Raw genomic sequence first — 23,735 nt, 5'->3', positions numbered from 1 at the left:
CTGCTGCAGGATTTCCTTTGAATAAGGAATCTGTAAATGCATCGATTTGGAAAATCGTATATTCGGTTTTCATTTTCGTAACTATCATTCCCTATTTTTAAAAAGGAATACAGTGACAGTTTTATTTCTTTTTCCCGATACAGAAAGAACAATACATTGGATCTTTTGTCTAAAAACAGTTAAACTGATCTCGTTTAAGAATTTTGAAATTATACCTTCGGAGAAATAAATGAAAATCGGAGTTTTAGGCACCGGAATGGTCGGAGAAACCATCGGTAGCAAACTAATCGAAAAAGGGCACGAGGTAAAAATGGGATCTCGTTCCTCCACAAATGAAAAGGCTGCCCAATGGGTTTCCAAATCAGGAAGTAAAGCTTCTCAAGGAACCTTTAAGGATGCTGCTTCTTTCGGAGACATTCTATTTAACTGTACTAAGGGAGAAGTTAGTATAGAAGTTTTAAGATCTGCCGGCGAAGAAACGCTTAAAGGAAAAGTTTTAGTAGATCTTGCGAATGCACTCGATTTCTCAAAAGGAAGACCACCCGGTTTAATCTTCGGAACAAATGATTCTTTAGGGGAAACGATCCAAAAATCTTTTCCAGATCTGAAAGTGGTTAAAACGCTCAACACAATGAATTGTACTATCATGGTAAACGCTTCCGGAATTCCCGGTGAACATGATGTATTCGTTTGCGGAAACGATCCGGAAGCAAAGAAAAAAGTTTCAGAACTTTTAGCGAAGGATTTCGGTTGGAAAAATATCATTGACCTAGGAGATATCACCGGTGCAAGAGCAACCGAAATGATACTTCCGCTTTGGTTAAGATTGTACGGAACTTTTGGTAATACGGATTTTAATTTCCATATTACCAGATAGAATTTATTCTTTATCCGAAAAAGCGGAGTAGGCAATACATGCCCAGCCTAATAATAAGGCCACTCCGCCGAAAGGAGTGATCGCTCCTAAGATACGAACACCGGAGATCGCTAAAGCATAAAGTGATCCGGAAAAAATTAAGATCCCAGTTAGAATAGACCAAAAACCTACCCTTCTAAACTTGGATTCTGAAAGTTTTCCGCTTAATGATAGTACGAGTAAAACTACTGCATGGATGAGATGATATCTTGCTCCAGTTTCGTAAATCGCAAGTAAGTCAGGAGTTAATACTGATTTTAATCCGTGAGCCCCGAATGCTCCCAGAGCCACCGCTAGAAAACCTAATATCGAAGATAAGAATAATGGAATAGAGTTAGAATTTTTGGATGCCATAACTTTGAAACCTCAGACATTTTCTTCTGAATAATCCGAAAATATATGCCGTGTACTCCACGTCCAGCCTACTATCGAATAAGGCTTCAATAGAATTCAACTTCATCTGCTCGCCCAAGTCTTCGTAAAAACTTTTGTTCCCGAAAGTAAAATGGATCGGAATGAATGCATCATTCGACCCTCGTTTAATGGGAAGAAACAAACGTACGCCGAATTGACAACCTTTACTTGCTCCTTCGAATTTTACGATCCTATGCTCAGACCAATCCCAACCATCCAACGATGCATGGAACATATCTTTATGAGGAAAAGAAGTTGTCGTTCGAATGTAACCGTCAAAACCTCCAGTCTTTAACTTAGTGGATGATTCTCCATAATGGATAGAAGGGTCTCTAAAATTTGCACCGTTCAGATGAACATCATTATCAGGCGGAATACCGATCCCGGTTGGATAAGGTTCTGGGTTCCTACGAACCAGGGCTCTACCACTTGCTCCTATCTGGATACAACCGACGAACTCAGCTAAGATCAGAATTAGAAAAAGGATCCGTTTGTAAGGAATGAGCTTCATTCTTTTTTCAGAAGTCTTTGAGGAAGTTTCACTCCGATCCCAGTTACCCTTGTACATTTTTCAAAATAAAGAGCGAATATAAAGGATTTGTAACTATAATCTGTTTGAACATCGAATAGAAGGTCCGCTTTATCCTTGATCGCATTTTGGACGGCGGCTTCGTAACTCTCGTCTCCTGTATAGACCATCCAAAGCCAGCTAGTTCCGCAGGACACACCTTCTAATTTTCCTACCGGCTCCATTCCTCTTACATCAGAATAACTTTGAGAATAATACCAGCCTGGAGATTTGATATTCGTATAAAGACAGTTCGTAAGGAACATAATCGCAAAAAAGATCGGTATAGAAGCGGATATTTTCGGGAAAGAGAATTGCATGCGATAAATTTCAACAAGTTGAAACACAAAAGTCAAGGTAAAATACCGAAATCTCCTTGTGTGACTCTTGAACCGGTTAGAATCAAGTACGATGCACACGCAAACATCCCAATTTTACTTCGATACCGAAAAAGAGTACGGAGCATTTAACTACGAACCTCTTCCCGTTGTGTTAGAGAGAGGGAAAGGTGTCTTTCTTTGGGATACGGATGGGAAAAGATATTTTGATTTTTTATCCGCATACAGCGCTGTGAACCAAGGGCATTGTCATCCTAAAATTATAGAAACATTAAAGATCCAATCCGAAAGATTAACTCTTACTTCCAGAGCATTCTATAATGACCAACTAGGTCCTATGGAAAAATTTTTATGTGATACATTTGGATTCGATAGAATGGTCCCAATGAACACAGGTGTAGAAGCAGCAGAAACATCCGTCAAACTTGCAAGAAGATGGGGTTACCAAGTTAAAAGAATCCCTGCAGACAAAGCTAAGATCGTTTTTGCTTCCGGAAATTTTTGGGGGAGAAGTATAGGTGCAATCTCCGCATCCACCGATCCTACTAGCAGAGGAGATTTTGGTCCTTTTGTTCCAGGATTCTCCATTATTCCATTCAACGATATTGAAGCGCTAAAAAGAGAATTAGAAGATCCTAATGTAGCTGCTTTCATGGTGGAGCCAATCCAGGGAGAAGCAGGAGTAATCGTTCCAAGAGAAGGTTATCTAAAGGAAGTGCGCAAACTTTGTTCCGAGTATAATATACTTTTGATCTTGGACGAAGTACAAACCGGCCTTGGTAGGACCGGAAAACTTTTGGCTGCGGATCATGAGAATGTAAAACCAGATTTACTCGTACTTGGCAAAGCATTGTCGGGAGGAACTCTTCCTGTCTCTGCGGTTTTGGGTTCCGATGAGATCATCCTTACCTTAAAACCAGGAACTCATGGCTCTACATTCGGAGGAAATCCTTTAGCAGCCGCAGTTGCCAAAACCGCAATCCAAGTATTATTAGAAGAAAATCTTTCCGAAAACTCCGAAGTACGAGGGGCAGAATTTCGCTCTTCTCTACAGGTATTAAAATCTGATTATCCCAACAAGGTAAAAGAGATCAGAGGAAAAGGATTGTTAAACGCAGTGGAATTTTTCCCGGACGAAATAGGACCAAGAGCGAAAAAGATCTGCTACAAACTGTTGGAGTCCGGAATTCTAGCCAAACAAACTCACGATCATACGATCCGATTTGCTCCTCCTCTATGTATTTCAAAAAACGAAATAGAAGAGGCGACTTCTATCATTCTCCAAACTATCCGTAAAACCCTTGACTAATCTTTCGAATTCGTTTTTTTAAAAGAATGTCGGCTGAAGACAAAAAGTACATCCGGGTTTGGCAAATACTGAGCGTTAGCGAAGTTTCTTCCCAATTGATGATCATAGATGATCTCTACGGAACTTGCGGAAAATGTAAACATCTGGGACTGAATTATACTAAGGACAAATCGTGTCCGGAATGCGGGACCAAATTCAAATATCTGGCCACCAACTTAAAATCTCCAGCAGACATCGCCAAAGTATTGGCCAGAATAGAAAAAGAAAATTTAGATTTTATACTGATTGATCGAGAAGATTATACTTTATCCAAAGCAAAAGATGCTGTTAAGGATCTATTCAAATCCAACGATTGAGATCTTCTAAGATTATGCTCCCCCATTCTCGGGACATGAAAATCCGTGTTAAAAAGTGAATAGACTATATTCATTTAATAATTTCTTTTTGTAATATCCTTCCAACAAAACTAATCTAAGGGGAATTCGCACCGAAAAGATGGAACATCATTCACTTACTCTATTAGTTGATATCGCCCTTAGTATTATTTTCGCGACTCTCTTCGCAATCATAGCAAAAGCATTCAAACAACCTCTGGTCTTGGGTTACGTAATCGCAGGCTTGATCATCGGCCCGTTATTCGGACCTTATGTAGGTGGAAAGCTAACCATTGGCTATGTTAAAAGTGAAGAAAGTATAGAACTGATCTCAGAGATCGGTTTGATCCTTTTATTATTCATCATCGGTTTAGAAATCGATCTGAAAGAATTGGCGAGAATGGGAAAATCCATGTTCGCTCTGGGAGTATTACAATTCTTCTTAGGTGTTGCGGCCGCTTGGTTTGCATTCCGCACATTCTTCCCACCTGCTCCAGGAAATTTCGATCTTCTATACTTTGCTATCGCTCTTTCTCTCAGTTCCACGATGATCGTGGTCAAACTCCTGCATGATAAGTTCGAGATCAGTACTGTAGCCGGGCGTCTTACTATAGGTGTTTTGGTCTTACAAGATATTTGGGCCATTCTATTTATGGGAATCCAGCCAGACTTGCAAGATCCTCAGATCCTAAATGTGCTTGGATCCTTGGTAAAAGGTATCGCTCTTGTTGCTGTCGCTTTCGTGGTCAGTCGTTTTATTCTTTCTAGAATTTTTCTATTCGCGGCTTCTAAACCTGAATTAGTTTTGATCACTTCGATTGCTTGGTGTTTCTTCTTATGCGGTGTCGCAGAAAAGCTCGAACTTTCTAAAGAGATGGGAGCATTGATCGCTGGTGTGAGTATCGCTGCCTTCCCTTATGGTGCGGATGTGATCAGTAAACTTTCTGGGATCAGAGACTTCTTCATTACATTATTCTTCGTAGCTCTCGGAATGAAAATCCAAGCTCCAAGTGCAAGCGACTTAGGCCTCGCATTTTTAGCTGTAGGTTTTGTTTTGGTGAGCAGGGTCTTGATCATCGCTCCTACTGTTTTCTTCTCCGGCAAAGGTTTAAGAGCGGGTATTGTTGCCGGCCTAAACCTTGCGCAAATTTCAGAATTCTCTTTAGTAATCTTAGCACTTGGAGTGCAAAAGGAACATATTGGAAAAGATCTGCAGGCGATCGTTCTTACTTCTATGATCATCGCTTCTATTATTTCCACTTATGTGATCTTGTTTAATGATAAGATCGCGAGAGGAATTATCTCTTTCTTATCTCTATTTGGAGTAAAAGAAAACAAAGAACCATTAGAGTCCCAAGTAACCGGAGAGACCAAAAGGGATATCGTAGTATTAGGATATTTCAGGATCGCTCAAGGTTTGATCGACGGGATAGAAGACGATAAACCTTCTTGGTTAAAAAGAATGTTGGTAGTGGATTTTAATCCGATCTACAGACAAACGTTAGAATCCAAAGGAATTCGTTGGGCTTACGGAGACTTAGCTAATCCGGAAAGCCTTCATCATTTAGGAATAGAAGAAGCAAGATATATCGTCTGTACAGTTTCCGACATGATCCTAAAAGGAACTACCAATCGTAGATTACTTGAGTCCTTAAAAAGTATCTGTAGACATCACCAACCGAAAATCATCCTAACTACTGATGATCCTAAAGAGGCGGAAGTTCTCAGAAATAACGGTGCGGCCCACGTAATCGTTCCCGGTAAAATTTCGGGACTTTCTTTATTTACCGAATTGTCTCAAATGGTAGATATAAACGGAAGCACAACAATTGCTAAATCTGCAAAAGCAAAACCTAAAAAAACAGCGTCGAATAAGAAGAAGGTCAAAAAGACCAAGTAGTTCTTAAGATGATTGTTCGTTCTCCATGTATTAAAGTATGTAATATGGATTATCGGACCGGTCTCTGCGAGGGTTGTTATCGCACCCTAGAGGAGATCGGTAGATGGACCATGTATACCGAAGACGAAAGAAAAACGATCCGACTCAAAATAGAAGAAAGAAAAATTTCCCTTGGAAAACCTTCTTTCAAAAATCCTTAAATCAGTTCTTTACCAACCGCAAATATACTTCTACAATCTCATTTGCAGATTTTTTCCAATCAAACCTTTTGGAATTTTTTAAACCCGCTTTGGTCTTAGAACTTAGAAGTTTTGGAGAATCCATTAGTTTTAATAATCCTGTTTCAAAAGAAAGGGAATCTTTAGGATCAAAGAAGAATGCAGTATCTTCCAGAATTTCAGGAAGAACACTTGAGTTAGAAGAATATACGGGACATCCGCAAGACTGAGCCTCCACAGGAGGAAATCCAAATCCTTCGTATAAAGAAGGATACACAAGTAACCCTGCTGCGGAATATAAGGTGGCCAATTCTTGTTCCGAAAGATACGGAACTAGTTTAATTCTATCTTCCCAACCTCTTGCATCTTCTACCAAATACTCTGGAAGTTTTCCGCCGGATCCCGCAATTACCCAATCTGCTTTGATCTTTTTTTCGGACCAAAGTTTTTTGAGAGACCCAAGTACGAATCCTAAATTCTTATGCTCCTTTCCGATCCCCACGCTGAGTAAATATCCAGGTTTTAATGCATATTGTTTCAGGAACTTCTTCTTTTCTAAATCGCTTTTAGGAGAAAAAGTTTTGGTGTCCAAGCCATTATAGATGGTTTGCATTTGAGATGGGGAAAAAGAAAAAACTTCCGTAATATCTTTTGCGGTAAAATCAGAAACAGTAATGATTTTTTTGGCCTTCTTTCTGATGAACAAAAACACAAGCCTCATATAAGCCTGTTTCAAAAAAGAAGAATGGAACTGTTTCATTCTGAATGGAATGATATCGTGAATGGTAACAACACATCGATCTAAGAATTTTAAAGGCGCATTAAAATGTGGGATATCCAAAAGGTCAAAATCTTTCATCTCAGGAATGCCGAACCATTCTTTGATAGAATAGATCCCTGCGTTATATTCTAAAATTTCGTAATTAGATAAGACCTTTGGAGAAAGATTCTTTTGTATAAGATCAGGATTTCCCAGAAGCGTAATCCGGATCCCTTTCTTAGATGCAATATCTCCCAGCCAAATCAAAAGTGCTTTGACCCTAGAACCGATCCCTGAATGGGCAATCATCCTTGCATCAAATCCGATTTTGATCCTTCTGGCCGCCATTGAAAATTAAACCATCGTATAAGATGAAGTTGGAATGGCAAGCCAATCGCTTTTCCCCTTGAAAAGAGAAGTAAATTGCCAAGACTTGTCCAGACGAGTCTAACTACATACATTTTCGAAGCGAAGAACGGAGAGACACCTTGGAAAACGAAGTAACGAGTATATTAAAAGCGATCGGAGAAGATCCGAATAGAGAAGGACTTTTAAACACTCCTAAAAGGGTCCGGAAAGCTTATGAATTCCTGACTTCCGGTTATAAGGCGGACATAGATACCATTGTGAACGGAGCGATCTTCGAAGAGGACAGCCAAGGTATGGTTCTTGTCCGAGATATCGAAATGTATTCACTTTGCGAACATCATCTTCTTCCATTTTTTGGAAAGGCTCACGTAGGTTATATTCCGAATAAAAAGATCATAGGGATTTCAAAGATCCCACGTATCGTAGATGTATTTGCAAGAAGGCTACAGGTTCAAGAAAGAATGACTGAGCAAATAGCATACGCCCTAATGGAAGTTTTAGATCCTTTGGGCGTCGCAGTAGTCATCAAAGCAAAACATCTTTGTATGATGATGAGAGGAGTCGAAAAACAAAACTCCGAACTTTTCACTTCTTGTATGCTCGGAGAATTTAAAACGAATATGGTAACTAGGAGTGAGTTTCTGGATTTAATTCGGACTGGTTCGACTTAAGCCCAGCTTTAATCCTAAGTTCTTCCGCTTTTTGCTCTGCTCGACTTTTATTTTCGAGCATTGCTTTCTCCACTCTCAATCTTTCTCTTTCGAAGCCGGCCTCATCTAGATCTCTAGGGATCATGATTGGCTCTCCGTAAGAGATTACAAAAGTAGTGAAAGGTTTTGGAATCCTATGTTTATCCCAAGACTTTTCCGCAATCCATTGTTTTGTACATTCATAATGAAAAGGTAAGATTGGGACCTGAGAGACTTGAGCAGCGGCAATCACTCCAGGCTGAACAATCCAAGCCGGACCTCTAGGCCCATCGGGAGTAAATGCTGCAGGAAGATTTTTTCTTAAGTGAACGATCATCGCCTTAAGAGCTTTCGAGCCACCTTTTGAGGAACTCCCACGAATACTTCCATTACCGAATCTATGCACCACTCCGGTAATAAAATCCCCGTCCTTAGATTCGGAGATCAAAACTGCTAACTTACGATTCTTATTTAAGTATGGCGAATAAAGAACGTTCGTATGCCAAACGCAGAGGATAAACGGTTTCTTCAAAGGATAAAGAGAATTAAAATGCTCCTTACCTAATTCTACCTTTTTGGAGGTGAGTCCTATGATCCTTTGTAAAAAAACTACAATTGTAGGCACCAACCAAACTAGGAACCTACGCTTCCAACTTTCCCGAGTATCCAATTTTTCTGACATTGAGCCGAGCCTGCTGAAATACGGTCGGGGGAGAATTCTTTTTTTACATAACAGGCGAGATTTTACATAAAAAACTCTCATACAATTTGGTTAGAAGAATGAGTGGACAATACGGAAATTAAAAAGTTTCGTATTCGATTGCGAAGGAATAAGCCATGTCGAAAGAAAGAATCGTCCAGCCATTCGCTAATTTTAAAAAAACAGCGAATATCAATCTCAAAGATTATAAGGCATTATACAAAGAATCCATAGAGAACCCTAAAAAATTCTGGGCCAGAGAAGCTTCTACCAGACTTACCTGGTTCAAAAAGTGGACCAAAGTTTTAGATCACGATTTTAAGAATGCAAAAGTAAAATGGTTCGAGGGAGGCAAGATCAATGTCTCTTATAATTGCCTCGACCGCTATATAGACACTCCTTTAAAGAATAAAGCTGCAATCATCTGGGAAGGTGATAATCCCCAAGAATCTAAAACTTATACCTACTACGATCTTTATCGTGAAGTGAATAAGTTCGCAAACGTTCTGAAAAATTCAGGGATCAGAAAAGGTGACGTGGTCATGGTTTATTTACCAATGATCCCTGAACTAGCCATTACTATTCTTGCATGTACAAGAATTGGCGCGATCCACTCGGTAGTGTTCGGAGGTTTTTCTCCGGAAGCTCTACAGAGTAGGATAGAAGATTGTAAACCAAGACTGATCGTAACTTCCGATGGAGGTTATAGAGGTGGTAAAAGTCTGGATCTGAAAAAGGCAGTCGATACTGCTTTAGATCAATCTTCTGAAAAAGTAAATAATGTGATCGTTGTCAGAAGGACCGGACAAGAAACAGAACTGAATTGGAAAGAAGGCAGGGATCGTTGGTGGCATTATCTGATGAACGACACGAATCTTCCTGCATATTGTAAACCTGAACAAATGGATTCGGAAGATCCTTTATTCATTCTTTATACTTCAGGTTCTACCGGAAAACCGAAAGGAGTTCTTCATACCACTGGAGGATATCTTTTAGGGGTCAATATGACCTTTCATTATATTTTCGATATCAAACCTACGGATACATATTGGTGTACTGCTGATATTGGTTGGGTAACAGGTCATAGTTATTTAGTGTACGGTCCACTTTCTAACGGAGCTACTTCGATAATGTTTGAAGGAGTTCCTACGTATCCGGATGTCGGAAGATTCTGGGATGTGATCGATAAACATGGGGTTACGGTATTCTATACTGCGCCGACTGCCATCCGTTCCCTAATGAGAGAAGGAACCGATCCTATTGAAAAAAGAAACCTAAGTTCTCTTAGGTTGATTGGATCCGTAGGAGAGCCTATCAATCCGGAAGCATGGGAATGGTATTTTAAACATGTTGGAAAATCCAAATGTCCTATCGTAGACACTTGGTGGCAGACAGAAACCGGAGCGATCATGATCTCTCCTTTGCCTGGAGCAATTGCTCAAAAACCTGGATCTGCTACTCTTCCATTCTTTGGAGTACAACCTGTTCTTTTAGATGATGAAGGAAAAGAGATCAATTCCAAGGGAGAAGTTTCTGGAAACTTAGCGATCAAATCTCCTTGGCCTTCTATGATGAGAGGGGTGTTTAAGGATCCGAAAAGATTTTTCGATACCTACTTCTCCATTTATAAAGGTTACTATTTTACAGGAGACGGAGCAAGAAGAGACAAAGACGGATACTATTGGATCACCGGTCGTGTAGACGATGTGATCAATGTATCAGGTCATAGGATCGGCTCCGCGGAAGTAGAAAGTGCACTCGTAGAAAATCTTTCCGTTGCAGAAGCAGCGGTTGTAGGATTTCCACATGATATCAAAGGCCAGGGAATTTATGCATATGTCACAGTGAAAGAAGGTGTGACTACAAATGATTCTCTCAAAAAGGAACTGATTACTACTGTGGAAAAAATGATCGGAAAGATCGCGAGACCTGACGTAATCCATTGGGCGCCTGGCCTTCCTAAAACAAGATCCGGAAAAATTATGAGAAGGATTTTGCGTAAGATAGCATCCGGCGAGTTCGAAGGTTTGGGAGATATCTCGACCTTAGCTGATCCAAGTGTGGTAGAAAAATTAATAGAAGATAAGAAGAAGTATCACAGTTGAGTAGAATCGGTCCGCAAAGAATCGTTTGTTTAACTGAAGAAACTACGGAGCTTCTCTATTTATTAGGAGAAGAAGATCGGATCGTGGGCATCTCTGCTTATACCGAAAGACCTCCTCAGGCAAAAGAAGAAAAGCCTAGAGTATCCGCTTTTATTAACGGAAACATAAAGAGGATCAAAGAGTTAGATCCGGATCTGGTCGTCGGATTCTCGGACATCCAGGCACAACTTTCTCATGATCTTGTGAAAGAAGGGCTGAATGTTCTTATCACCAACCAAAGAAGTTTAGAGGAAATTTTCCAAACTATATTAATGGTGGGATCACTGATCGGAAAATCGGAACAGGTTTCTAAACTTGTAGAATCGTATAAGAAAAAATTAAACGAGATCAAAGAACATTCTTCTTCTAAACCGAAGCTTAAGGTGTTTTTCCAAGAATGGGATCATCCGATTATCACTGGGATCAGATGGGTTTCCGAATTATTGGAGATTGTCGGAGCAGTAGATTGTTTCGGACATCTAAAAGAAAAATCCTTGGCCAAAGACAGGATAATAAGTCTTCATGAAGTAGCGGATGCAAAACCGGACCTGATTATCGGAAGCTGGTGTGGAAAACCCATGGACTTCGAATGGGTCCGTACCCGAGAAGAATGGAAAGATATTCCTGCGATCAAAAACGATAAAATTTTCGAAATGGACCCAGCGATCATTTTACAACCAGGACCTGCCTTATTTGAAGAAGGTATCCTGGAAATGGATCGTATTTTAGAAGTAGTGAGAACTTCTCTTTCTTAAAATCCAAACAAGATATTAAGCGAATTTAATAAATAAAAATCAAATCTGCCGGAAGGTGAATGATGAATTCCATGGTAAATTCCGCGATCTCTAAGGAATCGTCTATAGCAAAAATCTGGACGAACGGTGCTATCGTTATCAACCGTATCCGATTAGGATTGGTGCTTCTTTTCATTCTTACCTTGATCGGAGTTTCTAAAACAAACCACCCCACTCAGGTAATCGCCCACTCTGTCGGAACAGGCTTAATGGCATTATACTGTATCTTCGAATTTTTCCTGGCAAGAGGAGGAAAAGTCGGGATTAGATTCCAAAAGACTTTAGTGATTTTGGATGTAATCATACTTTCTGCGATCATGGCCGCTGACTGTAGTATCGATGCAGTCGTTGCAAGAGATACTCTCGCAAATATGATCTTATTCTTCATTTATTTTTATATAATGATCTACTCCTCTTTATTGGGAGAAAAAAAATTCGTACTTCTGATCGGATTATTAACTGCGATCGGAGTTGCAATCGCACTTTATGTGGGTTGGAAGAACGGGCTTGTACTAACCGAAAATGCAAGTAAATCAAAGGATCCGGATACTCTGATCTTCTCCGTTCAAATCGTAAAGATCGGTTTTATGATCACTGCAAGTGTGATCTTATACCAATTAATGAGATTATTCGAGAACTTAACTGCAGAAGGGTCCAGATTATTCGGAGAATCCCAGATATTCTTAACTCAAATTAAAGAGAACCAGATCATCATTCGTAACTCCGCAGAAAACTTAGAAACATCTATTAAAGAATTTGCAGGTTATATTGCAAGGACCGGGGAAAAGATGGAATCCCAGGCCGCTGCTTTGGAAGAAGTAAACGCAGTATTAGAAGAACTTTCTGCTTCTTCTATCAATAATACTCAATCTATCGAAACTCAGAATGAAGGTATTTCGGGACTTGCTTCCAACTCTCAAAAATTGGGAGGGATCATAGGGGATATTACGGAATACAGCGAAACACTTTCCGTATTTGCAGAAGAGAATAAAGCGGATATGGAGAATGTTACCATCGCCGCTGAAAAAACGAATTCTTATCTCGCAGACATTGCGAACTCATTCAACAGAGTAGATGAGATCAACCAGATCATGGGAGAGATCGCAGATAAAACAAACCTTCTCGCATTAAACGCATCTATTGAAGCGGCAAGAGCCGGGGTCGCAGGAAGAGGATTTGCCGTCGTGGCAAATGAGGTAAGTAAACTAGCAGACTTCACTTCTGAAAATGCGAAGTCTATTTCTTCCATCGTGAAACAATCTCAAAGTTTTATCAACGAGGCAAAAGTAGCTTCCGCGGAAACTGGAGATCTTACCGAAAAACAGAAGTTCAAATTGACACAAACTACGGATAGGATATTGAAAATGAATGAGCTCTATAAGGAGCAAAAATTTATCCTCAAAAGTTTCCTAAACGAATTGGATACTATCAAATCAGCATCCACGGATATTCTGGAATCCACCAAAGAACAAACTCTCGGCCAAAACGAATTGATGAAGACAATGAGCCAGTTGGAAAAAGACATAAACGAGATCAGCGAAGAATCCACCAAACTGAACACTGAGATCGACAAGATCAATAGCCAGGCTTCAGAGTTAAGAGTATTGAGCGGACATTCTTCCGAATAAAAGAACACCAACGTTAGTCTGACTAGGGAATTTCCGTCTATTGATCTCAAGCGAGGTAAGAATGGAAACTTCCCATGTAAAAACGGAATCCACGATCCTACAAATCTGGAAGAACGGAGCAATCGTAATCAACCGGATCCGATTAGGATTAGTTTTACTTTTTATCATTTCCTTAGCGGGAGCTTATAAAAGTTTTCAGCCCTTACAATTTATGGTCCACGCAGGCGGCACTGCCTTTATGGGACTCTACTGCATTTTCAATTTTGTAGCGAATCGCAAAAGGAATATGTCCATTGGATTCCATAAACTTTTCGTTTTATTCGATGTGAATGTCCTAAGTGCCACATTGATCTTAGATACTTTCGTTTCTCCGGATGTAGCGGCTGGAACCTTAAAGAACGTTGTATTATTCTTCATTTATTTTTATATAATGATCTACTCCTGTCTTTTAGGAGAAAGGATATTCGTTTTGATCGTAGGTGCATTCTCTACCGCTGGCGCAATCGTTGCTCTTGTATGTGCACTTAAAAACGGAGTTGGATTTGTAAATGATCCAGAAGCAGCAAAACTTCCTTATAACATAAGCGGTTCTACTGAGATTATCAAAATTGCATTCATATTTGTTGCGAGTGTGATACTTGCTCAATTAATGAGATTGTTTTTAAGATTAACGGTAGAAGGAAACCGTCTTTATACCGATTCAAAGGACTTGCTCGAAAAATTGAGTGAAAATCAGGTTATCATTAAAGATTCTGCAATTAGTTTGGAAGATTCTATCGTTAAATTCGCTCAGTTCATAAACCGCACCGGAGAGAAGATGGAATCCCAAGCTGCTGCATTGGAAGAAGTGAACGCAGTATTAGAGGAACTTTCCGCTGCTTCTACAAATACTTCTAGGTCTATTGAATCACAGAATGCGAGTTTGACTGAACTTGCTGATGATTCTAAGAAGTTAGGAGAAATAGTTTCTAATATCACCGGGTATAGTGAAGCGCTTTCTACATTTGCAAACGATAATAAAGCGGATATGGAGAATGTTACCATCGCTGCTGAAAAAACAAAATCCTATCTGGCGGATATCGCAGGCTCCTTTGACAAAGTAGATCAGATCAATCAGATCATGGGAGAGATTGCGGATAAAACGAACCTTCTCGCATTAAATGCGTCTATTGAAGCCGCAAGAGCAGGAGAAGCAGGAAGAGGATTTGCAGTGGTAGCGAACGAGGTAAGTAAACTTGCAGACTTCACCTCAGAAAATGCAAAATCCATCTCTGCAATCGTAAGACAATCCCAGAGTTTTATCCAAGAAGCAAAAAACGCCTCTGCGGAAACGGGAGACCTAACGGAAAAACAAAAATTTAAGATCCTAGAAACTTCTGACAGAATTGTCCAGATGAACAAACTTTATCTGGAACAGAGAAATATTATCCGTAAGTTCTTAAGTGAATTGGAAAGTATCAAATCAGTTTCGAATGAGATCCATGAATCTGAAAAAGAACAATCAGTTGGCCAAAAGGAAATGATCCGGACCATGTCCCAATTAGAAAAAGATATTAATGAGATTAACGAAGATTCAGCTAGTTTAAACTCAGAGATTGATCGGATCAAAACAAAGGCCTCCGAACTAAAAGTATTGAGTAATAATTCCTAAGACCTTTTCATTTCCTTCTTCTTTACAATCGGACCCATATTTCGATATATGGAATTTATTCCGATTCAAGGAGATGGATATGGGGACTAAAGTAAAAGCTGCAGTTATCGGAGGCACAGGTCTCTATAGTCTGGATGGAATGGAACTTGTCGAAGAAGTCCTTCCGGAAACTCCTTGGGGTAAACCTTCCGACACGATCAAGATCGGAAAGATCCACGACAAACTAATCGCATTTCTACCTCGCCATGGTGTGGGACATTTTATCATGCCTCACGAAGTTCCTATGAAGGCAAATATCTGCGCTCTTAAGATTTTAGGCGTAGAAGAGATCGTAGCGTTCAGCTCTGTCGGAAGTTTAAGAGAAGAGATCAAACCTTTGGACTTTGTTCTTCCAAGTCAGATCATAGACAGAACGAGAGGAAGAGAATCCACATTCTTCGGAAAAGGTGTGGTGGCTCATGCTCCCTTCGCAGATCCTTTCTCCCAAAACTTAAGCGATAGAATTAATAAAGCTGCTGCAAAAGTAAATCTTCAGATCCACCAAAACAAAACTTTGGTTTGTATGGAAGGTCCTTTATTTTCCACAAGAGCAGAATCTCATATGTATCGTTCTTGGGGCGGCGACATCATTAATATGAGTGTTCTTCCGGAAGCAAAACTTGCAAGAGAAGCCGAGATCGCTTACCAAATGGTTTGTATGTCCACCGACTATGATTGTTGGAGAGAGAACGAAGAAGCAGTTACTGCTGAAATGGTGATGGCGAACTTAGGAAAGAATGCAGAGAATGCTAAAAAACTTTTGAGCGCCTTGATCCCTTCTCTTGGAAACGGAGACGATCTTAGCCTCAAGAATAGCACTAAGTATTCGATCATCACTGCTCCTGAACGCAGAAATCCGGATACTGTTGCAAAACTGAAAGTCTTATTCCCAGATTATCTCTGAGAGTTTGATTTTCTTCGGTTTAAGTGAACCGACCCTAAAATATTAACCAATCCCTTTTGGTATTCCGGAAAGAAGGAGAGATTATTATGATTTCCTCCTTCTATTTCTAGAAATTCTATTTTAACTCCTGATTCCAAAGCGGTTTTGAATAATTTCTTTCCTTGTCTGAATGGGACAATCTCATCTTCATTTCCATGTATAATTGTCATAGGAGAATGCAATTTCCCGATCTTATTTTCAGACTTAAGAGAATAAGCCAAAAACCATTTTGGCACAAATGGATAATATTCTTTTGCTAGATCCGCCAAAGAAGTATAAGGAGTTTCTAATATAATATAACCGGGATTTGTTTTGGTTCCTAAATCCACCGCAACTCCGGTTCCGATAGATCTTCCATAAAGAATGATCTCATTTTCCTTTTTCAATTTATCCGTTTTCAGATATTCGTACCAACGTTCCGCATCCTGGTACATTCCTTTTTCGGTCAGCTTGGCTCTACTTTTACCGTAACCTCTATAATCGGTCATGAGAAGGTCCCAGCCTCGAGGAACGAAGTCCTCTGCAACTCCACCCCAACTTCTTAAACTTCCTGCATTTCCATGAAAATACAAAACAGTCCCTTTGGAAGGACCTTGAGCAGGGAAAAATAATGCATATACCTTCTCTCCATTTTCTAACTCCAAAGAAACTTCCTGAAAAGTATAGGGAAAAGAGAAGTGAAAGTCCTCAGGTAAAATTTCTGGGAAAAAGATCAGCTTGTCTTGATTTGAATATAATAAGCCGAAGAGCCCTAAAAAAACAATGAAGATGACCGAGAGAAGATATAACATAAGCTTTTGGATTTTCATTTGGCCTTAATATCCCTGGACCAAAGTTCTTTTCCGGCAGAATCAAAGACTCTAAAAACCAAATTCCTTTGTTTTAAAGGTCCGGTAATTTCAATGGTTCCAAAATTTCTTTTATCATCCACCATTGTACCTTCTATCCTTAACGGATTTTTTTCGGTAATAGGTGCATGAGTGGAAGAAGTTAAAGGTGAAACTGTAAAATCATATACAGGATATTCGAATCCTTCCTGAATATATGATAATTCCGTAAAATGTCTGTCCCCGGTCAAAAATACCAGGTTTTTTATCTTCAATTTGGAGATTTTGGAAAGAAGTTTTTCCCTTTCTTCCGCGTATGTAGAATAATTTTCAAAGACGGTCAACGGATTTAAGACTTGGCCGCCAACCACCACAAACTTAAAAGTCGCTTTGGAGAATGCCAGGCCATTCACTAACCAATCCAGTTGTTCTTCCCCGAAGAACGATCTAGGTCCGGTTTTATTATCGTTCGCAGTCCTAAAACTACGATCATCCATCAAAAAGAATTGTGCATCTCCCCAAGTGAAAGAGCCGTATATTCCTTTTTTCGAATAGTTAGGGTTTGCCCAGAATAGTTTGAAAATTTCTTCTGCTGTATTCCCCATCCAAAAGGACGCATCTCCATCGTTCGGTCCCCAATCATGATCATCCCAAACTGCATAATGGTGAACGTTTGCAAGTAATGGTTGGAGTTCCGCCAAAGATCTTTGTTCCGTATAACGATAGATGAATCCTGTTCGAGACTCCCAATCAGGTTCCCTTAGATAAATATTATCCCCCATCCAAAGCATGAAGTCCGGTTTTTGAGAGGAGATGGATTTGTAGATAAAATATTCTCCGCCGTATGGTTTCGCTTGTGTATCGTATTTCGGATCGTTTACGAATGCACAACTTCCCAAAGCGAATTTGATATCAGGCGGTCCACTTTGTTTTCCTATCCAAATAGGTTGTGATCTAAATTTTTGCTCTGACTTCGGTTCTTGTTGTTTTCCGTTTATATAAATTATATACTCATATGTTTTTCCAGGTTCCAATACGTCAGCGATCAGATGAGCAACATTGCCCTTATGATGTTCAGTATTTACTTCACGAGTTATGTAACTTTGTTTCGGATTTTCGGAAATAAAATATTTCGCATAAACTTTAGAAGGATTCTTAGTCTGCACCCAGATTTTCACTTCTTTATGAGTCGAGTAACCTAACATCGGCCCCGATTGGATACTAGAAGGCGAAGATGTGTCGGTTGACTGACTTTTTCCATAAATTGCAAAATCGATGTAAAAGAATCCAAACAGTAAAAACAACAAAGAGGTGGATGATAAAAGCAATCTGCGTCTCATTGTCATGAAATATCTTGAAGCCTCTGGCTTCTTTCAAATCAAAAAAAAGGGAAAGAACTGAAATGACGAGGGGAGAATCTAGAAAACTTAGATGGAGACTGACCTTAGGCCTGGAACTATTAACTTCCGTTCTTGCCGTCCCTTTAGCCGTTCTATTTATTATTGCAGCAGGGGCGTATGACTTCAATAAGGCGATCGCACTTATCGGGGCTTCCACAGTCTCATTGACCACCTCTTATTTTTTCCCTACACTTCGTTTTTTATATTTGGGAAAACTCCTATCCAATCTGGAACCTAATAATTGGGAAAAATTGAACACAAAAGGAAAGGTAGAAGTAAAGAAAAAACTTTTGGACTTTCCGCTTCTGAACACAGGATTTTATATCGTGCAGTGGAGTTACGGAATTCCTACAGCATGGAAAATTATGCATTTTTTCTTTATTCCAGAATTTTTCGAGTCGGCTCCGTTTTTACTCTTACCTTTGATCATTTATCCAACTTTAGGAATTTCTCATTTCTTCTTAACAGAATCAGTACTCTCTGAAGTTTTGGAATCGGACAAATTGAATGGACTTCCCTTAGAAGAAAAAGATATTCGTAAAGTTTCAATCTTCGTTCGGATCATTTCTACGATAGCATCTATAGCACTGCTACCTGTTGTGATCTTCGGTTACCTTTTAGTAGAAGAGACATCCGGTTGGTTAAAACTGGGAGATGTCACCTTAGCACTTTCTCTTACCATACTTTTTATGGTGATCACTCTCACCATTTCTTCCTATCTATTGGCTTCTAGCATTCGTAGGAATTCCAAAAATATGATGAATGCATTCGTAGAAATGTCCCAAGGCGAATTGGATATCCTACTTCCTATGGTTTCCACAGATGAGTTAGGAAGAAGTAGCAAGATGTTGAACGATTTTGTGAAAAGACTTCGGATCGTTGTTAAAACTGTGATCAAAGAATCGGAAAAACTTTCTCAAAGTTCCAAAGTGTTGGAAGAAAGAACAAAAGATCTTTCTATAAAAATGCAAGAGCAAGCCGCTTCCACAGAACAAATGAGCTCAGGTGTAGAAGAAATCGCAGCGTCCATTCAATCTACTTCTTCCAGAGCTGAAAGCCAGTCTGATACCGTAGAACAAGCATCTGCATCACTTGCCGAACTAGAAGATAGAATTCGTAACGTTCATACTTCTCTTATGGATACAAAAAACGACGCAGAGAGGATGAGATTAGAAACTTCTAACGGAGAATCCGCACTACAATCCACTCGAGATGCAATGGCAGAGATAGAATCTAATACTGCAAAAATGGAAGCGAGTGTGAATGTGATCCACGAGATTACGGATAGAATCGGACTTCTTTCCTTGAATGCAGCTATTGAAGCTGCTCGTGCAGGAGAAGCAGGAAAAGGTTTCGCCGTGGTCGCTCAAGAAATCTCTAAACTGGGAGAGCAAACTCAGGAGAATGCAAAAAGGATCCGTACAACATTGGCAGAAGCAGTTAAGGCAACCAATTCTGGAAGAGAAGTTTTAGGAAATACCGAAGTCGCTTTCAGAAGAATAGGAGACACTGCTCAAAATACTTCTGAAAGAATTTTGCAGGTTTCTTCCCTATCTGAATCTCAATTGGTAGCAAGCGCTCAAGTAAAGAATGCATTTTCTGAACTGATCCGATCTGCAGAAGAGATCCGAAATCATACGAAAGAACAATCCCAAACTTCTTTAGAATTTTCTAAAACGATTGGAAGTATCTCGGAAGCTACTGAGTTTTTGAACGGGATCGTGAACGATATTGATTCTCTTGCGGAGAAACTTGCGAACCAAGCAAGCTCTTTGAAAAAAGAAGTAGAATTCTTTAAAACTTAAACTTTAAGTTTTGGGGAGAATTACCTTAAATACTGTCTTTCCCGGTTTGGAATTGAATTCTATTCTTCCCCCATGTTTTAAAACAATCCTTCTCGAAATGTCTAGGCCCAGACCGCTTCCTTCTCCTGGAGCTTTAGTTGTATAAAAAGGATCGAAAATTTTAGATTTAATATCCGCAGGAATTCCCGGGCCATTATCTGAAATCAAAACAGAAACATCAGAGTCAGAATCTAAAATAGAAATTTTGATCTTTCCTTTAAACTGCATGGCTTGCAAAGAATTATAAATTAAATTTGTCCAAACTTGGATCAAGTCATCCGGGTAAGCAAAAATTATCGGCCTTGCTTGGAAATCCAATTCTACTTCTACCCCGTTTTTAATCTGGTTATGATAAATGGTAAGTACAGTTTCTATATTTTCTGCGAGATCCGTTTCGATCTTACCTTCGCCAGAATCGATATGAGCAAAACTTTTAAGAGCATAGACAATTTTAGAAGTTCTATCCACGGCTAACCGAATAGATGCCGCGTTCTTATATGTTTGGATCTCTTCGATCGCAAAATCCAAAAGTGCAAGATTGGTCTTTGCTTTAAATATTTCAGGAAATTCTTCTGTAGAATTATATAACCCTACATCCATCAATCTATCGGCGAGATCGTATGGATTTTCGAAACCAAGTTCGCTCAAAGTGTTTTTTAGTTTTTTAAGAACATTCCTTCTTTCTTCTCTTGAAACCTGAATTTCTTTATTGGAAATTCCTGCACGGATAAATTCCGATAATCGTTTGATATAACTTGGTTCCGCTTCGGCAAAGAATGGGCCTAACTTTTTCAAACGTTCCGGAGAAGAATCTAAATAAGCTCTTAATTCACCGCTTAAAGCAGAGATCGCACCCAACGGGTTATTGATCTCATGAGCGATACCTGCAACCAACTGTCCAAGTGCGGCCATCTTTTCCGAAAGGATAAGTTGGTCCTGGGTTTTTTTCAGATTATCCAAAGCGGAAGCTAATTCAGAAGTTCGGATACGAACCGCATTTTCCAATTCTTCCTTAGCTTCTCTTCTTTCAGAATTTAATAATAACTGAGTGACTTGTTCCGCAACTGTGACCACGAACTGTTGCTCGAAACCTTTCCATCTGCGAAGAGCACCTCTATGTTCCAAACATATGGCCCCATAAATCCCACCCCTTAAAAAAATAGGAGCGTTCAACAAGGATTGGATCCCAAGAGGAATACTGTAAGATTCTGCAAATTCAGAAGTTCTTGGATCATTGACTACATCATACGCATCCACCAATCTTTCAGTCTTCATCGATGCAAAATATTTGGGGTACTCTTTTAGATCCATAGAATCCGGATCTAAATAAGACAGAAATTTTTGATCCCATCCTGAAACCAAAGACCAGACAGTTCTTTCCTTATCAGAAAAAAGCCATATAGAGGCACGATCACATCGCAAAGTTTCTGTGCACATTTTGACTATATTATTCAGACCTGCAGAGATATTACCCGACGCAAAATCAGGATCAGTCGCCATATTCAATAGAACTCTTGCTTGTTCTGAAACTTTTAAACTCTCTTCTTCCTTTTCCCTCGCCGCTGCTTTTCCCGCAGTATTATCTTTTGTGATCGCAACGATTACCGGCCTTCCCAGCAAGTTCATGATACGGCCCGAAAAAATGGAATCTATATGAGTTCCGTCTTTTTTCACAAAAGGTATATCAATATCTCGTAATATACCTTCTTCTTTCATTTGGGTTATGAGCTTTTGTTTGACAGCAGGATCGGGCCAAATCCCCATATCTATGGAGTCTTTTCCGATCGCTTCTTCTTTCGTGAACCCGAACAGATCATAGAACATTGAGTTTACATTGATATATTTGCCAGTTTCTAGATCGGAAATACAGATAGTATCCGGGTTCAGATCGAAAACTTTTTCGAAAAGATCCTTACTTTCCTCCAATTGGAGAAGATACTGATCTCTTTCTTGTTCCACTTTTTTCTTATCGGTTACATCGATCAGAAGTGCCAGAAGCATCATTTTTTCTCCGATCTTAAACACTCTGTTTCCTGAAATTACATGCCTTTCAGTATTATCAGATCGATTGATGGTTGCTTCTATATTTTTGGACCAGCCTACTTCTTCCAACTCCTTGCGGATCTTTGCTCTATCCATGGGACCTTTCCAGATCCCCAACTCGAAGGAAGTTTTCCCAATAATCTCTTCTCTAGTGTATCCAATTAGGTCACAATATTCTTGGTTGATCTCTCTATAAGTGCCGGTTTCCAGATCGGAAAGAGAGACCGCAGCCGGGTTCATTTGGAAAATTTTCTCAAATAGTTCCTTATTGTGTCGGACTTCCGCGTTCAATTTCCTGGTTTGTTCTTCCGCTTCCAACCGTTCTCTGATATCTGTTGCAAGAGAAATGACATGAGGTCTTCCGTTTAATTTGACGATCCTTCCTGAATATAGAACTGGGATCCCGGTTCCATCGGCGGCTCGAAAAACTGTTTCAATATTACTGACCTCACCTTTCTCGTCTAACTGGTTATAAATTTCACTTCTTCTATCAGGATCATAATCCCAGACCTTAATGTCGGTGGTGAGTTTTCCGATCACTTCAGATCTTTTGAGTTTTATGACTTCCAGGAATCTTTCATTTACATCGATGATCTTTCTGGAAACCAAATCGGTAAGAACCACTGCAGAAGGAATTAGCTGAAATAATCTTTGGAAAAGTTCCTTACTCTTTTCAAGTTCAGAAGCAAGATTTTCTAGATCGGATTGCGCCTCTTTGATATGAGTGATATCGTGACCAACCGCTAAGATCTTTTTTTCACCACCCGCTTCTATTACTCTAGCGGAGAATAGAATAGAGCGTATCTTTCCGTCAGCGGTGCCCATCTTCACTTCTAGATTATCTACTGCGCCTTTTTGGATTAGAAGTCCTCGAATTATCTCTCTGTCGCTTAGATCGTAATAAACTCCAAGATCAATTGGCGACTTACCTATAATCTCTTCGTTCGTTTTACCGATCAAACTTGAGAATACATCATTTGCATCTAGATACGTTCCATCGGCTTTGGATAAAGTGATCGCGGTTGGATTTAGCCGAATGATCTGATTTAGAATTTCCTGGTTCTCTTTTAGTTCATCTAAAAGTTTTTGTTTTTCTACTTCTTCTTTTACCCTGTCGGTAATCGGAACAGTGATCGTAAGAAGTTTTAAAGAACCTCCATATTCAATCGGGTGAGCGGAGAAGAGTCCCCAAAATTCTTCTCCCAATTTATTAGTAAAACGTAATTCTATATCTCTGACAAAACCTTCTTTTTTGATAGCCTCTACTATATCCGCTCTCGTTTCAGCAGAGCTCCAAAAGCCAAGTTCTAATGCACTTTTACCAACAATCTCATTCTCAGAATATTTTACCTGGATACAAAACTGTCTGTTTACTTTTAGATATTTTCCAGTTTCGATCTCGGTGATCGCCATAGGCAAAGGGTTCATATCGAAAAATTTTTCGAGAGCCCGCCATCCTATTTCCGGATGAGTTATATCTTCTTTAGAAAGTTCACTTTGTTGTTTGGGAGAACGGATATGGATCCAAGTAGTGGTTTCTGAATCTGTTTCACCTTGGATCTTAAAACCTTGGCAATAAAATGTCCTGATCTCTTTAGTCTTAAGTAAAAAATAGCCTAAGTACCAATTGGTTTTTTCTTCTTTTTTAAGACTTTCAAAAATCCCGTTTCGAATATCAGAGATCAGATTAAAATCTATCTCTTTCAATTCTTTGGAAGAATAGCCCAAGATCTGCAATGCTGCCGGATTCGCTTCGATCAGACTTCCGGAAGAAGAAAATACAAGTACACCATCCCCGATCCTTTCGAAAAACTGCCTGAGGATACTGAGCTGTGAAAGGGATGATTCCAAACTTTTATCACCGAGG

The 23,735-nt window shown here is 39.6% G+C and carries 20 protein-coding genes; 12 read left to right on the top strand and 8 right to left on the bottom strand.

Features of this window, described 5'->3' with window-relative positions:
• Positions 1–229: 229 nt before the first annotated feature.
• On the top strand, positions 230–877 hold the full coding sequence (locus EHO65_RS16775; protein ID WP_135775686.1) for an NADPH-dependent F420 reductase: 648 nt from the start codon (positions 230–232) through the stop codon (positions 875–877).
• Positions 878–880: 3 nt separating this feature from the next.
• On the opposite strand, the gene EHO65_RS16770 is transcribed toward EHO65_RS16775, so the two are convergent.
• Genes EHO65_RS16770 through EHO65_RS16760 form a run of 3 tightly spaced genes read right to left on the bottom strand, consistent with a single transcriptional unit; the run spans position 881 to position 2,164 of the window.
• Entirely contained in the window at positions 881–1,270 is a 390-nt protein-coding gene (locus EHO65_RS16770; RefSeq protein WP_135775685.1) for a DUF423 domain-containing protein, read from the bottom strand.
• Positions 1,251–1,841, bottom strand: a complete 591-nt coding sequence (locus EHO65_RS16765; protein ID WP_135775684.1) for a hypothetical protein — start codon at positions 1,839–1,841, stop codon at positions 1,251–1,253. The genes EHO65_RS16770 and EHO65_RS16765 overlap by 20 nt, the downstream gene beginning before the upstream one ends.
• Complete coding sequence (locus tag EHO65_RS16760) at positions 1,838–2,164, bottom strand: TRL-like family protein (protein ID WP_167482050.1); 327 nt, start codon at positions 2,162–2,164, stop codon at positions 1,838–1,840. The genes EHO65_RS16765 and EHO65_RS16760 overlap by 4 nt, the downstream gene beginning before the upstream one ends.
• Before the next feature lie 145 nt (positions 2,165–2,309).
• Here EHO65_RS16760 and rocD point away from each other — a divergent pair, with 145 nt between their 5' ends.
• The 4 genes from rocD to EHO65_RS16740 all read left to right on the top strand — a co-directional run bounded on the left by rocD (position 2,310) and on the right by EHO65_RS16740 (position 6,019).
• Complete coding sequence (gene rocD, locus EHO65_RS16755) at positions 2,310–3,545, top strand: ornithine--oxo-acid transaminase (RefSeq protein ID WP_135775682.1); 1,236 nt, start codon at positions 2,310–2,312, stop codon at positions 3,543–3,545.
• Positions 3,546–3,571: 26 nt separating this feature from the next.
• Positions 3,572–3,901 carry a hypothetical protein gene (locus tag EHO65_RS16750; protein ID WP_135775681.1) on the top strand — a complete coding sequence of 110 codons (330 nt, stop codon included), beginning with the start codon at positions 3,572–3,574 and terminating at the stop codon, positions 3,899–3,901.
• A 139-nt stretch (positions 3,902–4,040) separates the two neighbouring features.
• Entirely contained in the window at positions 4,041–5,819 is a 1,779-nt protein-coding gene (locus EHO65_RS16745) for a cation:proton antiporter (RefSeq protein ID WP_135775680.1), read from the top strand.
• An 8-nt stretch (positions 5,820–5,827) separates the two neighbouring features.
• Positions 5,828–6,019, top strand: a complete 192-nt coding sequence (locus EHO65_RS16740; protein ID WP_135775679.1) for a DUF1289 domain-containing protein — start codon at positions 5,828–5,830, stop codon at positions 6,017–6,019.
• Position 6,020: 1 nt separating this feature from the next.
• On the opposite strand, the gene EHO65_RS16735 is transcribed toward EHO65_RS16740, so the two are convergent.
• Positions 6,021–7,145 (bottom strand): glycosyltransferase family 4 protein, encoded by a 1,125-nt coding sequence (locus tag EHO65_RS16735; protein WP_135775678.1) that lies wholly within the window; start codon positions 7,143–7,145, stop codon positions 6,021–6,023.
• Positions 7,146–7,285: 140 nt separating this feature from the next.
• Between EHO65_RS16735 and folE the strand changes: the two genes are divergently transcribed.
• The gene (gene folE / locus EHO65_RS16730; RefSeq protein WP_008591026.1) at positions 7,286–7,837 is read left to right on the top strand and encodes a GTP cyclohydrolase I FolE; all 552 of its coding nucleotides are present in this window, start codon (positions 7,286–7,288) and stop codon (positions 7,835–7,837) included.
• Here folE and EHO65_RS16725 read toward each other — a convergent pair.
• The gene (locus EHO65_RS16725) at positions 7,794–8,537 is read right to left on the bottom strand and encodes a lysophospholipid acyltransferase family protein (protein WP_135775677.1); all 744 of its coding nucleotides are present in this window, start codon (positions 8,535–8,537) and stop codon (positions 7,794–7,796) included. The two genes, folE and EHO65_RS16725, sit on opposite strands and share 44 nt — an antisense overlap.
• A 155-nt stretch (positions 8,538–8,692) precedes the next feature.
• Between EHO65_RS16725 and acs the strand changes: the two genes are divergently transcribed.
• From acs to mtnP, 5 genes are all read left to right on the top strand, one after another.
• Positions 8,693–10,660, top strand: coding sequence for an acetate--CoA ligase (acs, locus tag EHO65_RS16720; RefSeq protein WP_135775676.1), 1,968 nt, complete (start codon positions 8,693–8,695; stop codon positions 10,658–10,660).
• Positions 10,657–11,454 carry a cobalamin-binding protein gene (locus EHO65_RS16715; protein ID WP_135775675.1) on the top strand — a complete coding sequence of 266 codons (798 nt, stop codon included), beginning with the start codon at positions 10,657–10,659 and terminating at the stop codon, positions 11,452–11,454. Before acs ends, EHO65_RS16715 begins: the two co-directional genes overlap by 4 nt.
• A gap of 71 nt (positions 11,455–11,525) precedes the next feature.
• Positions 11,526–13,121 carry a methyl-accepting chemotaxis protein gene (locus tag EHO65_RS16710; protein ID WP_208744141.1) on the top strand — a complete coding sequence of 532 codons (1,596 nt, stop codon included), beginning with the start codon at positions 11,526–11,528 and terminating at the stop codon, positions 13,119–13,121.
• Between the two features lie 61 nt (positions 13,122–13,182).
• On the top strand, positions 13,183–14,772 hold the full coding sequence (locus tag EHO65_RS16705; protein WP_135775673.1) for a methyl-accepting chemotaxis protein: 1,590 nt from the start codon (positions 13,183–13,185) through the stop codon (positions 14,770–14,772).
• A gap of 79 nt (positions 14,773–14,851) precedes the next feature.
• The gene (gene mtnP / locus EHO65_RS16700; protein ID WP_135775672.1) at positions 14,852–15,715 is read left to right on the top strand and encodes an S-methyl-5'-thioadenosine phosphorylase; all 864 of its coding nucleotides are present in this window, start codon (positions 14,852–14,854) and stop codon (positions 15,713–15,715) included.
• On the opposite strand, the gene EHO65_RS16695 is transcribed toward mtnP, so the two are convergent.
• Together EHO65_RS16695 and EHO65_RS16690 are read right to left on the bottom strand one after the other, a co-directional pair.
• Entirely contained in the window at positions 15,706–16,563 is an 858-nt protein-coding gene (locus tag EHO65_RS16695) for an alpha/beta hydrolase (protein WP_135775671.1), read from the bottom strand. The two genes, mtnP and EHO65_RS16695, sit on opposite strands and share 10 nt — an antisense overlap.
• Entirely contained in the window at positions 16,560–17,921 is a 1,362-nt protein-coding gene (locus EHO65_RS16690; protein WP_425269357.1) for an alkaline phosphatase D family protein, read from the bottom strand. Before EHO65_RS16690 ends, EHO65_RS16695 begins: the two co-directional genes overlap by 4 nt.
• Positions 17,922–17,983: 62 nt before the next feature.
• On the opposite strand from EHO65_RS16690, the gene EHO65_RS16685 reads away from it, so the two are divergent.
• Complete coding sequence (locus EHO65_RS16685; protein ID WP_135775669.1) at positions 17,984–19,786, top strand: methyl-accepting chemotaxis protein; 1,803 nt, start codon at positions 17,984–17,986, stop codon at positions 19,784–19,786.
• Between the two features lie 3 nt (positions 19,787–19,789).
• Here the strand turns inward: EHO65_RS16685 and EHO65_RS16680 are convergent, their stop codons facing one another.
• The gene (locus tag EHO65_RS16680) at positions 19,790–23,719 is read right to left on the bottom strand and encodes a PAS domain S-box protein (RefSeq protein ID WP_135775668.1); all 3,930 of its coding nucleotides are present in this window, start codon (positions 23,717–23,719) and stop codon (positions 19,790–19,792) included.
• Between the last annotated feature and the right edge of the window lie 16 nt (positions 23,720–23,735).

This window comes from Leptospira andrefontaineae (assembly GCF_004770105.1).
Lineage (GTDB): Bacteria > Spirochaetota > Leptospiria > Leptospirales > Leptospiraceae > Leptospira_B > Leptospira_B andrefontaineae.
The sequence above is the reverse complement of the archived record's forward strand: the minus strand, read 5'-3'. Positions and strand labels throughout refer to the sequence as shown.